At 74.7% G+C, this 13166-nt stretch carries 13 protein-coding genes; 8 read left to right on the top strand and 5 right to left on the bottom strand.

From position 1 onward, the window contains the following. Nucleotides 1-85: 85 nt before the first annotated feature. The 4 genes from IE180_RS08800 to IE180_RS08785 all read left to right on the top strand — a co-directional run bounded on the left by IE180_RS08800 (nt 86) and on the right by IE180_RS08785 (nt 4503). Complete coding sequence (locus tag IE180_RS08800; protein WP_190156370.1) at nt 86-1138, top strand: AI-2E family transporter; 1053 nt, start codon at nt 86-88, stop codon at nt 1136-1138. Nucleotides 1139-1246: 108 nt separating this feature from the next. Continuing rightward, nucleotides 1247-2896, top strand: coding sequence for a glycosyl hydrolase family 8 (locus IE180_RS08795; RefSeq protein WP_190156209.1), 1650 nt, complete (start codon nt 1247-1249; stop codon nt 2894-2896). A 480-nt stretch (nt 2897-3376) separates the two neighbouring features. Then, a complete protein-coding gene (locus IE180_RS08790) occupies nt 3377-4066 on the top strand; it encodes a 4'-phosphopantetheinyl transferase family protein (RefSeq protein WP_190156208.1) in 690 nt (229 codons plus the stop codon). A gap of 77 nt (nt 4067-4143) precedes the next feature. Beyond that, nucleotides 4144-4503 carry a hypothetical protein gene (locus IE180_RS08785; RefSeq protein WP_190156207.1) on the top strand — a complete coding sequence of 120 codons (360 nt, stop codon included), beginning with the start codon at nt 4144-4146 and terminating at the stop codon, nt 4501-4503. A 128-nt stretch (nt 4504-4631) separates the two neighbouring features. Here IE180_RS08785 and IE180_RS08780 read toward each other — a convergent pair whose 3' ends face one another. Continuing rightward, the gene (locus IE180_RS08780; protein ID WP_190156206.1) at nt 4632-6023 is read right to left on the bottom strand and encodes an MFS transporter; all 1392 of its coding nucleotides are present in this window, start codon (nt 6021-6023) and stop codon (nt 4632-4634) included. A gap of 111 nt (nt 6024-6134) precedes the next feature. After that, nucleotides 6135-6524 carry a hypothetical protein gene (locus IE180_RS08775; RefSeq protein ID WP_190156205.1) on the bottom strand — a complete coding sequence of 130 codons (390 nt, stop codon included), beginning with the start codon at nt 6522-6524 and terminating at the stop codon, nt 6135-6137. Between the two features lie 202 nt (nt 6525-6726). On the opposite strand from IE180_RS08775, the gene IE180_RS08770 reads away from it, so the two are divergent. From IE180_RS08770 to IE180_RS08755, 4 genes are all read left to right on the top strand, one after another. After that, on the top strand, nt 6727-7935 hold the full coding sequence (locus tag IE180_RS08770) for a serine hydrolase domain-containing protein (RefSeq protein ID WP_190156204.1): 1209 nt from the start codon (nt 6727-6729) through the stop codon (nt 7933-7935). A 102-nt stretch (nt 7936-8037) separates the two neighbouring features. Further along, complete coding sequence (locus IE180_RS08765) at nt 8038-8457, top strand: STAS domain-containing protein (RefSeq protein WP_190156203.1); 420 nt, start codon at nt 8038-8040, stop codon at nt 8455-8457. Then, nucleotides 8450-8914: an ATP-binding protein gene (locus tag IE180_RS08760; protein WP_190156202.1), complete on the top strand. Its 465-nt coding sequence runs from the start codon at nt 8450-8452 to the stop codon at nt 8912-8914. Before IE180_RS08765 ends, IE180_RS08760 begins: the two co-directional genes overlap by 8 nt. 65 nt (nt 8915-8979) lie before the next feature. Continuing rightward, nucleotides 8980-9303, top strand: coding sequence for a plasmid stabilization protein (locus IE180_RS08755; protein ID WP_190156201.1), 324 nt, complete (start codon nt 8980-8982; stop codon nt 9301-9303). Nucleotides 9304-9370: 67 nt separating this feature from the next. Here IE180_RS08755 and IE180_RS08750 read toward each other — a convergent pair whose 3' ends face one another. The 3 genes from IE180_RS08750 to IE180_RS08740 form a co-directional block, all read right to left on the bottom strand. Then, on the bottom strand, nt 9371-10729 hold the full coding sequence (locus IE180_RS08750) for a carboxyl transferase domain-containing protein (RefSeq protein ID WP_190156200.1): 1359 nt from the start codon (nt 10727-10729) through the stop codon (nt 9371-9373). Between the two features lie 97 nt (nt 10730-10826). Further along, complete coding sequence (locus IE180_RS08745; protein WP_190156199.1) at nt 10827-11840, bottom strand: radical SAM protein; 1014 nt, start codon at nt 11838-11840, stop codon at nt 10827-10829. A 9-nt stretch (nt 11841-11849) separates the two neighbouring features. After that, nucleotides 11850-13061 (bottom strand): cytochrome P450, encoded by a 1212-nt coding sequence (locus IE180_RS08740; RefSeq protein ID WP_190156198.1) that lies wholly within the window; start codon nt 13059-13061, stop codon nt 11850-11852. Nucleotides 13062-13166 lie beyond the last annotated feature (105 nt).

The raw sequence follows: 13166 nt of genomic DNA, 5'->3' as shown, positions 1-13166 counted from the left end.
CGGACGGCCGAATGCCGCGCCCGGGTCGGGCGAATCCGGGGCCTCGGAGGTGGTGCCGTGAGCCGGTGGTGGTACGTCGATGGCCATGCAGCCAGGCACACCCCCGACGGTCTCCCCCTTCCTCCGTACGGCCGCCGCCTACGCGTGGCGGCTGCTCGCCGTCGGCCTCCTCGTCTACAGCCTGTTCGCGGTGCTCGGGCGCTTCCACGAGATCGGGGTGGCCGTCTTCCTGGGTCTGGTGATCACCGCGTTGCTCCGGCCCGTCGCCGACCTGGTCGCCCGGCTGCTGCCCCGCCCGCCGGCCGTCGCCCTCACCCTGATCGGCAGCATCGTGCTCTTCCTCGGGGTCCTCGCACTGGTCGGCGAGGCGGTCGCGGGGGAGCGGACGACGCTCGTGCGCGAGTTCCGGGCGGGCGTCGGGCGGATCGAGGACTGGCTGGAGCGGCCGCCGTTCCGCCTCGACCCCGGCACGCTCTCCAGCCTCCAGGACAAGATCGGGGACTACCTCTCCAGCCACCGGACGGACCTGCTCAGCACGGCGGTGAGCGGAGCCGGCCACGTCGTCGCCGTCTTCGCCACGCTGGCCCTCGGCCTGTTCTCCTCGGTGTTCTTCATCCACTCGGGGGACCGGCACTGGTCCTGGTTCCAGCAGCAGCTGCCGAGGTCGGTGCGCGGCCGGGTGGGCATCGGCGGCCGCGCGGCCTGGCGCACCTTCACCGGCTACACGCACGGCATCGTCCTGGTGGCCGGTACGAACGCCGTCCTCGTCGGCCTCGCCCTCTGGGCCCTCGGGGTCCCGCTGGCGGTGCCCCTCGCCCTCCTGGAGTTCTTCGCCGCCTTCGTCCCGCTCGTCGGCTCGCCGATCGCCCTCGCGATCGCCGCCGTGGTGGCGCTCGCCTCGAAGGGTCCGCTGGTGGCGGGCCTCGTCATCGCCCTGATCGTGGTCATCGGCCAGATCGAGGGGCACCTGCTCCATCCGCTGGTCATGAGCTGGGCGGTGCGGCTCCATCCGCTGGTGGTGGCCATCTCGGTCGTCGCCGGCTCGATCGCGGCGGGCGTGGTGGGCGCGGTGGTGGCGGTGCCGCTGGTGTCGGTGGTGTGGGCGGTCCACACCGCGCTCCGGGACGCGCGCGTCTGAGCCCGCCCGTGCACGGGGTCTTGCGCGGAAGGTGCGGCCTCTCTACTCTCCCGGCCAATGGTTAGGAATATTTCCTAACCATTGGCCATGGAGGGAAAGGGAGTTGACATGCGTCGACGAAGCGTCTCGCTTCTCGGGCTCGCGGGTCTGCTGGCGTTGCCCCTGACGGTCATGCCGCAGGCGCAGGCCGCCGACGGCCTGGTGTCCGGCGGAAAGGCGGTGACGGCCTCGTCCGTCGAGACCTCGGCCTTCGGGCCCGGCCTCGCGGTGGACGGCAGCACGGCCACCCGCTGGGCGAGCGCCGAGGGGGTCGACCCGCAGTGGATACGGATCGACCTCGGCGCGAACCACACGATCTCCCGCGTGAAGCTCGACTGGGAGGCCGCGTACGGCAAGGCGTACCGGATCCAGACCTCCACCGACGGTTCGACCTGGACCGACGTCTACTCCACCACCGCCGGTGACGGGGCGACCGACGACCTCACGGTCTCCGGCAGCGGCCGGTACGTCCGGATGTACGGCACGGGGCGCGGCACGCCGTACGGCTACTCCCTCTGGGAGTTCCAGGTGTACGGAGCACCCACCGGCACCGGCGGGGGCGGCGGCGGACCGGCCGTCCCCTTCGGCAGCCACCTCAAGCCCTACGCCGCCGGCGTCCTGAAGCCCTCCGGCACGCAGTCCGCCCTCGACCAGAAGGTCGTCGACCACTACAACCGGTGGAAGGCCGCCTTCGTCCGGCAGAACTGCGGCAACGGCTGGTACCAGATCATCTCGCCCGACGCCGACCACCCCTACGTCGCCGAGGCCCAGGGCTACGGCATGGTCGTCACCGCCACCATGGCGGGCGCCGACCCGGACGCCAAGAAGATCTTCGACGGCCTCGTGAAGTGGAAGATCGACCACCCGTCCTCCGTCAACCCGGACCTCCTCGCCGCCGAACAGGACACCGCCTGCAAGAGCGTCAACGGCGGGGACGGCGCCACCGACGGAGACATGGACGTCGCCTACGGCCTGCTCCTCGCCGACAAGCAGTGGGGGAGCGGCGGCACGTACGACTACAAGGACCTCGCGCTCAAGCACATCGCCGCCATCAAGAAGGACGAGGTCAACCCCACGACCAAACTCCTGAAGCTCGGCGACTGGAGCAGCTCGGGCGACCAGTACTACTACGTCTCCCGCACCTCGGACTGGATGGTCGACCACTTCCGCGCCTTCCGCGCGGCCTCGGGCGACACCACCTGGGACGCCGTGCGCAGCGCGCACCAGACGCAGATCTCCCGCCTCCAGTCCACCTACGCCTCCGGCACCGGACTCCTGCCGGACTTCGTCGTCGACACGAACACCACGCCCAGGCCCGCCCCGGGGCAGGTCCTGGAGGACCCCAACGACGGCTCCTACTGGTGGAACGCCTGCCGTACGCCGTGGCGCATCGCCGACGACGCGGTGACCAGCGGCGACGCCACGTCCCTCGCCGCCGCGCGGAAGGTCAACGGCTGGATCAAGACGAAGACCGGCGGCGACCCCAACAAGATCGGCATCGGCTACAAGCTCAACGGCACCCAGATCTCCTCGGGCAGCGAGGCCGCCTTCTTCGCCCCGTTCGCGGTGGCGGCGATGACCGACCCGGGCAGCCAGGCCTGGCTGGACGCCCTGTGGAACAAGATGGTGGCGACCCCGGTCGACACGAGCAGCTACTTCTCGGCCAGCATCCAGCTCCAGGTCATGATCACGGCCTCGGGCAACCACTGGGTCCCGTAGCGGGGCGCCCGGCCGCACGGACAGGGCCCTGAGACGGACGCTCAGGGCGGCGGCCCCACGGGCGACGAGGCCGGCGGCGCCGTCGGGGAGTCGGAACGCGCGAACTCCCCGGCGGCGCCGCCGTGTACGGTCGCGGGCCGAGGGCGGGGCGCGGGGCCGGCCGGCGGGAGTGCCGGTCGGGAGCGGTACTGTCGCGGCCATGTCGGCACCGATCGCTCCCCACGCCCGCCCGCACGCCTCCGGGAAGGAGGCGCCCGACGAGCGGCCCGCCGGCGCGCGACAGGACGGCGCGCGTCCTCGACCGGCACCGTCCCCGACGTCCCCCGCGCTGCCGGTCACGGGCCCCGGCGGGACCCCCTCGAACGGACTCCGGGCACGGGGCCGGTCCCGGGGACCCGACGTACCGGACCGCGGCCGGCCGGCCGGCGAGCTCCCGCACGCGGGGGAACGCGCCACCGAAGAGGCCGGGAAGCGCGTCGCATGATCGCGGAACTGCTGCCGGACACCGTCGCCTCCGCCTGGCGGCGTGACGACACGGAGCCCGTCACGCTCTTCCCGGAGGAGGCCGCCGCCGTCGCCCGCGCGGTCGTGGGGCGACAGCGCGAGTTCGCCACCGTACGGCTGTGCGCACGGCTCGCGCTGCGCCGCCTCGGCCTCCCCGAGACGCCCCTCGCACCGGGCACGCGCGGGGAGCCGCGCTGGCCGCACGGCGTGGCCGGGAGCATGACGCACTGTGCGGGATACCGGGCCGCGGCCCTGGCCAGGACCACGGACGTCCTGTCGCTCGGCATCGACGCGGAACCGGCGGCCCCCCTCCCCGAAGGGGTCCTGGAGGGCGTGTCGCTGCCCGGGGAGCGACGTCGTCTGAGGGCGCTGACAGCCCGCACGCCGGACGTCCCCTGGGAACGGCTGCTGTTCAGCGCCAAGGAGAGCGTCTTCAAGACCTGGTACCCGCTGACCCGCAGGGAGCTCGGATTCGACGAGGCCTCGATCGACTTCGAACAGGCCCCGGCCGGCGCGGGCCCGCAGCCGCCGGAGCACACGGGCACGTTCACCGCCCGGCTCCTCGTCCCCGGCCCGGTGGCCGGCCACGTCCGGCGGGACCGCTTCACCGGACGCTGGCTCGTGCGCGACGGAGTGATCCTCACCGCGATCGTCCTGCCCCGGTAGCCCCACGAGGCGTCCCACCGGGGCCGGGCGCACCGGCGCGGGGAACCGGGCGGCGCCGTCCGGCGTCCGTCCCGGGCATGAGCGAGACGCCGTCACAGGAAGCACGGGACCGGGCCGAGAGCGCCGTCGGCTGCCTGCTCGCCGTCGTCGGGGCCGCGGTGACGGGCGCCTTCGCGCTGTCCCGGGCCGCGTACAGCATCGACGGCGGCTTCGAGGCGCACGCGCGGGACTGGGGCGTGATCCTCGTCGATCTGCCGCTGATCCTCTTCGCCGGTCCGGTCGTCCCCCCGCTGTGCTGGGCGGCAGCCACCCGATGGCTCCGGCCGTGGGTGGCGCTGCTCGTCTGCGTGGTCGTCGCCGGACTCGCCCTGGGGGGTCTCGCGGTCTGGTGGCATCCGCGGCAGGGTCCGGATCCCGGGTACGGACCCGGCATCTGACGGCCTTTCGCCGCGGAGTGGCGTGCCCGGGGCGCCTCGCCGCGCGCGACGCGGTGCCCCGGGCGGCGTACGCCGAACGCCCGTACGGATCCCGGGGAGGACGCGCCCGCCGTGCGCGAGCCCGCCCGTCAGCTCCTCGGCCTCGCGGCGCGTGCCACCACCAGGAGGAAGAGCCCGCACGCCGTCACGACGAGCCAGCCCGGGCGGGCCGCGGCGGGGAGGCCGGCCGGGGTGGTGCCCGCGACCAGTCCGCCGGCGACGGCGATGCCGATCGCCACGCCGACCTGGCGCGAGGTGGAGGTGATCGCCCCCGCCACTCCCGCCCGGGACGGCGGCAGGCCGCCGACCGCGGTGTTCGTCAGGGGGGCGTTGGCGAAGCCGAAGCCGATGCCGATCAGCAGGAAGGCGAGGAGGATCGGCGGCACGCCCGTGTCCCCGTCCAGGCCCATGAGGCAGAGGCCGCCGGCCGCGGTGAACCCGCCCGCCAGGAGCAGCGGGCGCCGGGGCCCGACGCGGCCCACCAGCACACCCGACCAGGGAGCGCAGAGCGTGGCGCCGAGCGCCATGGGCAGGGTCGCGGCGCCGGCCGCGAGCGGCGTCCAGCCGCGGGCCTGCTGGAGGTAGAGGGTACTGAGGAGCAGGGTCATGTTGAGGGCGACGAAGACCGCCGTCGCGCCGAGCACCGCCGTGACGAACGGCGGCCGGCGGAACAGGCCGAGGTCCATCAGCGGCTCCTCGCGCCGGAGTTCGACCCGGACGAAGCCGGCCGTGGCCGCCGCGGCCAGCGCGTAACCGATGAGGGCCGCGGGCGACGTCCAGCCGATGCGGGGGCCTTCGACGAGGAGGCCGGTGGTGAGGAAGAGCACCACGGTGAGGAGCAGTTGACCGGGCAGGTCGAGACGGCGGGCGCGCTCCCCGCGGGACTCCGGCACGAACAGGGCGACCAGGGCGAGGACGAGGAGCACCACCGGAGCGTTGATCCAGAACACCGAGCGCCAGCCGAACGCGGCGATGAGCGCGCCGCCGGTGACCGGGCCCGCCGCCATGCTCAGCCCGAAGACCGAGGCCCAGACGCCGATGGCGCGGGCCCGTTCGCGCGGGTCGGGCATCGCGTTCACCACGATGGCCAGGGCCACCGGGCTCAGCATCGAGGCGCCGATCCCCTGGACGGCCCGGGCCGCCACCAGCACGCCGGGCGACGGGGCGAGGGCGCACACGAGGGAGGCCATGCCGAAGACGAGCAGCCCGCACCGGAAGACCCGGCGGCGCCCGAAGCGGTCGGCGAGGGCACCGGAGACGATGAGCAGACTGGCCATGACCGCCGTGTACGCGTCCACGACCCATTCGAGGCCGCGGGTGCCCACGTCGAGGCCCCGGCCGATCTCGGGCAGGCCCACGTTGACGATGGTGGCGTCGACACCGACCAGGAACATGCTGAGCGCGCAGACCGCCAGCACCGTCCGGCGCCGGCGCGAACTCAGGGGTGCGGGTGGAGCGGCGGTCAGGGATGGCGTGGGCATGCGTGTTCCCCCTTCGGCGAGACCGGATGACGCCCAGACTCGGACGGGGGAAGAAAAGTGGCAAAGAACTTTGCGGTTATCGCAAAATCGCGTGAGAAGGGGAGCGCGTGTTCAGAGGGCGGTGAAGAGGTCCCCGGGCGCGTCGTCGAGGACGAAGCCGTTGTCGAAGCGGACACGGACCGTCAGACGCAGCACCCGTTCCCGGTGGGCGGTCCACGCCGGCTCCAGCGAGCCGACCTGCTCCTCCAACTGCCGTCTGCTGCCCGGAGGCATCTGGTGGCCGAAGTCGTCGAGGAGCGACTTGAGCCGCTCGTACTCACGGACCTCATGGCTCTGCGGCCGGTCCTCGTCCACCCGCTCGACGGTCCCCTCGACGCCCGCGGCCAGAGCCAGGAACCCCGCCCCGCCCCCCTCCTCCGCCGGGTCCTCGCCCGCCGGGACGACCCGGCCCAGCCGGAGGTCCGCCGCCAGCCTCACCCGCAGGCCCTCTTTCAGCGTCATCGGTCCTTCGTCTCCACAGTGGTCGGGGGTGGCCATTATCCGGCCCCGAGGCCGTACCGGTCGTCCCCCCCCGTGGCCCCGTACGGGTGGACTCGCCGCGCACGCGCCGGACCGGAGCGCCCCCGCCCCGGCCCCCGGTGGTGATGATGCCCCTCCTGAGCCCGTGACCCCGAGCTCGTGACCCGGAAGAGGCACCCCCGACATGCGACGCACCCCCTCCCGACGGCTGTTCGCCGCGACGTTGCTCGTGGCGTCCGTGCTGGCCCCCGTGACGGCCGCGCCCGCCGCCGCCGTCCACCCCGTGAGCGGCGCCGCCGTCGTCGGGCACGGGGAGGACGACTGCCCGCCCGGCGGACTCGGCCCCGCACTCACCGCTCGGCTCGACCGGGCCATCGAGGACGTCCGCAAGCGGGCCGGCATCCCCGGCGTCGCCGTCGGCCTGTGGCTGCCCGGCAAGGGAAGCTACGTCCGCGCGACCGGCGTCGCCGACAAGGTCACCCGCGAGCCGATGACCACCGACGGCTTCGTCCGCATCGGCAGCGAGACCAAGACCTTCACGGTCACCGCCCTCCTGGAGCTCGTCGACGACCACCGGATCCGCCTCGACGACCCCATCGCCCGCTACGTCCGCGGAGTGCCGAACGGCCGCCGGATCACCCTGCGCCACCTCGCCGAGATGCGCAGCGGCCTCTTCCCGTACACCTCCGACCCGGACTTCGTCCACGCCCTGCTCAGCGACCCGCGGCGCTCCTTCACCCCGGAGGAGACGCTCGCGTACGGCTTCAGGCACAAGAACACCTTCGAGCCGGGCGCGCGGTTCGAGTACTCGAACAGCAACCTGGTGCTCCTCGGCCTGGTGGTGGAGAAGGTCAGCGGCCGGCCGCTGACCGAGTTCCTCCGCGACCGCGTGCTCCGCCCGGCCCGCCTGCGCCACACCTTCCTCCCCACCGGCCCCGAGTTCCCCGAGCCGCACCCCCGCGGCTACACCGACCAGACGCTCAGCGGCGCGGTCGTGGACTCCACCGACTGGAACCCCAGCTGGGCCTGGGCGGCCGGGGCGATGATCTCCGACATGCACGACCTGCGCCGCTGGGCGAAGATCCTCGCCACCGGCGAGCTGCTCAGCCCCCGGACACAGGCGCAGCGGCTCAAGACGCTGCCGACCGGCCACCCCGGCCTCGGCTACGGCCTCGGCATCTTCGACGCCAACGGGTGGATCGGGCACAACGGCTCGATCCCCGGGTACGAGACGGTGACCGTCCACCTGCCCGAGCGGGACGCCACGCTCGTCATCATGATCAACACCGACATCACCAGCCAGGGCCAGGAGCCGTCCACGCCGCTCGCCCGCGCGATCACCTCGATCGTCACCCCGGACCACGTCTACGACGGCGCGGTCCAGCCCCGCTAGAAGGGTCCGACACCCCCGAGGGGGTGTCGATCGGGGCCATCTGGCCGAAACTGGGGGGAGAGGTGGTCCCGTCGAGCGGTACGAGGAGGTGGGCCGGTGTCCATGGACGCCGACGACAGTACGGGGGAGCGGCCGCCGTCCCCCGCCCCCCGGTTCGTCGTCCGGGCCCGGCCCGGGACGCCCGACGCGGTGGTCGTCCTCGAGCTGGGCGGCGAGCTCGACCACGACACGGCCGGCCCGCTGAGCCGGGCGCTGGACGCATGCGCCCGGGCCCGGCGGGTAGTCGTGGACTGCTCAGGCCTGACCTTCTGCGACTCGACCGGCCTGAACGAGCTGTTGCGGGCCCGCGCACGCCTGCGAGAGACGGACGGGCGCCTCGACCTCGCCGGACTCCACCCGCCGGTGGACCGGATGTTCGACATCACCGGGGCACGGACGGTCTTCCGGGTGTACGCGGACGCGGTCGAGGCGCTGGCCGACGAAGACGCAGGGACACGGGACGGGGGAGACATCCATGGCTGACGACGGTGACGGCGGTCCCCCGGAACAGGTCCGCAGACTGGTGCTGCACGGGACGCGCGGCGTCGTCTCGCGCTGCCGGGACTTCACCGCGAAGGCCCTGGCCGACTGGGGGTGGATCCCGGCGGACGGCGAGGAGGCCGAGGAGCGCGTCGAGGACGTCCTGCTCCTCGTGTCGGAGGTCGTCACCAACGCCTGCCTGCACGCCGGCGGCCCCGAGCAGTTCGTCCTGCGGAACGGGCGGGAGCGTCTGCGCGTCGAGGTGTACGACGCCAGCCCGGAGCATCCGCAGGTGCGGACGCCCCGGTCTCCCGCGCTGCCCGGCGGGCACGGCCTGATGGTCCTGGACCGGCTCGCCGGCGACTGGGGCAGCCGGGACAAGGGCCCGGGGGCCATGGGCAAGGTGGTCTGGCTGGAGGTCGACCGCCCGCCCCGGGGGAAGCGGGACGAACCGGATTAGACCCGCCGGGGGCGGGCAGGCGTCGGGCGCGGGGGCAAGCGCATCCGGACGGAGAGGAGCGGGTCATGCCGCGCGGATCGAACGCCAAGCGGGAGCGGCAGTACGAGCACATCAAGGAGAGCGCCCTGGACCGGGGCGAGAACGAGAAGCGCGCCGAGGAGATCGCCGCACGCACGGTGAACAAGGAACGGGCGCGGTCCGGCGAGGCGAAGACCGCGAGCAGGAGCTCCACGCAGGACATGTCCTCCTCGCGCCGCGGCGGCAAGCGCTCGCACAGCGGCTCGGAGGGCCCGACCTACGACCAGCTCTACGCCGAGGCCCAGCGCCGCAACATCCACGGCCGCTCCTCGATGGACAAGGCCGGACTGAAGCGGGCCCTGGGCGAGTAGGGAGGCCCGGGTGGAGAAGCCGGGAGCCGGGGGAGCCCGGACGGCCGCCGGGCTTCCGGGCCGTCCCTCAGCTCCGGGGCCGCCCCGGCGGAGGCCCCACGACGCCCCGGACGACGCCGAGGTCCACCAGGTCCTGGGGACGCAGCCGCAGTCGGTCCGCCGTGGCCGCGGCCTCCTCGGGGGCCCGCTTGAGGATGGCCGCGGCCGCCTCGGGCGCGATGACGGAGAAGTAACCGTCCGGAGTGGCCCAGGTGTTGCCCGGCGCGGCGAGCGCCAGGGCGCCTCCCGACCCTCCCTCGCCGATGAGCAGCGAGGTGAGCGGGGTGCGGGCGGAGGCGACGGCGGCGAACAGGTCGGCGATCGCCGTCCCCGCGCCCGCGCGCTCCGCCGCCGGGTCGTTGGCGGCGCCCGGGGTGTCCACGAGGGTCAGCACCGGGATGCCGAGCCGGCCGGCCAGGCGCACCAGACGGGCCGCCGTGCGGAAGCCGGCCGGGCGGGTCGCCGTGCCGCACTGGGCCGCGTAGGCGACGGTGCCGCCGTCCGGGAGCCGCCCGAAGCCGCACCGCATGCCCGGGTCGACGCCCCCGCAGCGGTCGCCGGAGATCTCCTCGCGCAGGGTGAAGTGGGCGTCGAGGTACGCGTCGGCCCGGGGCCGGTCGGGATGCCGGGCGCGCGCCACCGCCTCCCGGCCGCTCGCGGAGGGCGGCGCCCCCGGGTCGCCGAGCGCGTACGGCGGCGCGACCGGGCCCTCGGCGGGCCGGACGAGCAGCGACAGCCATCGCCCGAGGGTCTCGCGCAGCGCCGCGGGCGGCACGATCGCGTCGAGGTGGCCGTGGGCGAACTGGGCCTCCGCGGTGTACGCGGCCGGGTCCGCGTCCGGCGGCCGCACGCGGGAACCGGCGAAGCCGACCTGGGCGCCGGGCAGGGCGAGGACGACGTCGGAACCGGCGCCGAGCGTGGCCCAGCCGCCGCCCGTGGTCGGATCCCGCAGCACGGCGACCTGCGGCAGGCCGGCGGCCCGGGTGGCCTCCGACTCGCGGGCCAGGAGCTGGAGTTGCAGCAGGGCGCGCATGCCCTCGTGCATCCGGCTGCCGCCGGTGGCCGGGAGGACGACCACGGGCAGCCGTCGCGCCCGGGCCAGCGCGTGGGCGGCGGCGGCCCGCGCGCCCGTCCGCTCCCCGAGGGACCCGCCGAGGAACCGGAACTCGAAGGAGATCAGCACCGCCGTCACCCCGCCCACCACGCCCGTGCCGCAGACCACCGACTCGGTCTCGCCGGTGCGCTCGGCGGCGCGGGCGTGCGCGGCGGAGTAGCCGGGCCAGCCGATCGGCCCGTCACCGGTCAGGGGGCCTTCGGCGAAGGGGAGTTCGCTGAAGTCGTCGGTGACGAGGGCGATCGCCCCGCGTGCCGTCGTCGGATCGCTCATGCTGGCCTCGCCGCTCATGGCCGGGGATACGGACGGGATGGCGCGCCACTCCGGCGTCCGGGCGGTGCTGCTCCACCACCCTACCGCCCGGTAGCCGTCAGCCGCCCGGGACGAACGCCGGACGGCGGGCGATCCGCCGCCGGTCCGCCTCCGTGCCGAAGCGGAGGTCGATCGCCCGCGTGGCCTCCGCCCACTCCCGCATGGTCCGCACCGGGGCCAGGACCTCCCGTACGAACGGGTCGTGCCAGCGGGCGACGGCCCGCCGCCACAGCTCCGCCGGATCGTCCGTCAGGACGTTCCCCACGGTCCCCTCGTAGGCCGCCATCGCCCGCACCGCGCCGTCCGGTTCGATCTGGAGCACCGGCAGGCACACGCCCGCGGCGATCAGGTCGGGGCTCATCCGCAGGGCCAGGTTGTCGGTGCTCGTCACCCGGACGCCCGGCGGTGCGAGGTCCTGGAGGCGCCGCCCGTACTCCGGGCTGCCCAGGAGCCGTACCCGCGCGTCGTCGAGCAGCTCGTGCTCCGCGAAACCCGGCCGGCTGGCGAGCCCCTCCGGGACGACGGCCCCGAACGACACCCGCCCGAGACCCGGGAAGCGGGGAGCGACGGCGGTGAGGAACTCCTCGACCTGGTGGGCGTTGCTCCGCATGACCACGTAGTCGACGCCGATCGCCGCGTTCCCCGCGCCGGCGAGCAGCGCCAGGGCGGCCACCGCGCGGTCGAAGGAACCGCGTCGGCCCCGTATCCGGTCGTGGACGGCGGCCGTGGCCCCGTCGAGGCTCACGCTCACCGCCGAGAAGGCGCCCGCGGCGGCCTCGGCGGACGCCCGGTCGAGCGTCCAGCCGCTGGTGAACAGCGACACCGGCACCCCGGCGGCGGTGAACCGCCCGGCGACCGCGAACAGCTCCGGCACGAGCAGCGGCTCGCCCCCGGCCAGGCACACCCCTTCCGTCCCGAGGGCCAGGATCGCGTCGGCGGCGCGCAGCATGTCCTCGCCGGAGAGGCGGCGCGCCGGGCGCCGTCCGGACTCGGAGTAGCAGTGCGTGCACCGCAGGGGACAGGCGTACGTGACGTCCCACAGGACTTCCAGCGGGTGGTCGGGGATCTCCACGGCGGCTCCTCAGCGCTGTACGGGTTCGTGGTCGCCGTCCGGGTCCAGGACCACCCGGAGGCGTCGCCGCCCGGGCTCCTCCTCGGCCGCCGGGGCCGGTTCGGCGAGGGCCAGACGCGGGAAGCGGGCGACCAGGGTGCCGAAGGCGGTCCGCAGCTCGGCGCGGGCGAGCGCCGAGCCCAGGCAGTGCTTGTGCCCGAGGCCGAAGGACAGATGGGCGTTGGGCGTCCGGTCGGGGTCGAAGCGGTCCGGGTCCTCGAAGCGGTCCGGGTCCCGGTTGACGGCCGCGAGGGCGCAGTGCACCCCGTCGCCGCCGGCCAGCGCGGAGCCGTCCACCTCGGTCGGCACCCCGGCGTAGCGGGACGCCAGCGTCGTCGGGGTGACGTGGCGCAGCAGCTCCTCGACGGTGGCGTCGAGCCGGCCCGGGTCGGCGACGAGCCGCTCCCAGTGCTCCCGCTGCCGCAGCAGCAGCTCCAGGCCGTCGGTGATCAGCCGGGTGACCGGGCGGTGGCCCGCGACGAGCAGGAACCGGACGGCGGCCAGGACGTCCTCCCGCAGCAGTTCCGCGTCCTCGCCGCCCCGCCGGAGCATCGCGCTGATCAGGTCGTCCCCGGGCGACCCGGCCCGCGCCTCGATCAGCCCCTCCAGATACCGGGACAGCGCGTGGCCCGCGCTCTCCGTGACGGTGCTCGCCCCGCCGTACTCCGCGACCCAGCCGTACAGGTAGTCGCGGACGTACCCCCGCTCCTCCCGGGGGATCCCCAGGAGTTCGCAGAGCACCGCGACCGGGAACGGACGGGAGAACACCCGCACCAGGTCGACGGCCTCGCCCGGCGGCACGGCCGCGAGCAGCAGGTCGGCCTCCCGCCGGACGCGCGGGACGAGCGCCGCGACCCGGCGGTGGGTCAGCTGCCGGGAGACCGTGCGGCGGATCCGGCGGTGCTCCTCGGTCGGCAGGAAGAACAACTGCTCCTCGTCGCAGGCCTCTTCGTCCGCGCCGGTGCGCATCGACGCGGCGAGCGGGTGCTCGCCGCGCAGGGCCGGTTCGACCAGGACGGCGGCGGCCACCTCGTACCGGGTGACCATCAGTCCGTCCTCGCGGCCGCCGAGGCTGACCTCCACCGTGCCGCTCTCGCGCAGCCGCGTCAGGGCCGGGTGGTCTCTGAGCATCTCCGCGCCGATCACGGGCGGGCGTCCGGATCCGGCGTACGGGCATTCCATCGGGCGGACCTCCAGGGGGCCGGGGATCGGGCGGGGTTCGGGCGCGGGGCTCGGACGCCGGGCCGGACGCCGGGTCCGGGCGGCGGGCCCTGACGGTGGGTCCGG

The sequence above is a fragment of the Streptomyces litmocidini genome (assembly GCF_014649755.1).
Lineage (GTDB): Bacteria > Actinomycetota > Actinomycetes > Streptomycetales > Streptomycetaceae > Streptomyces > Streptomyces litmocidini.
This window is presented reverse-complemented; position numbering and strand designations above follow the sequence as displayed.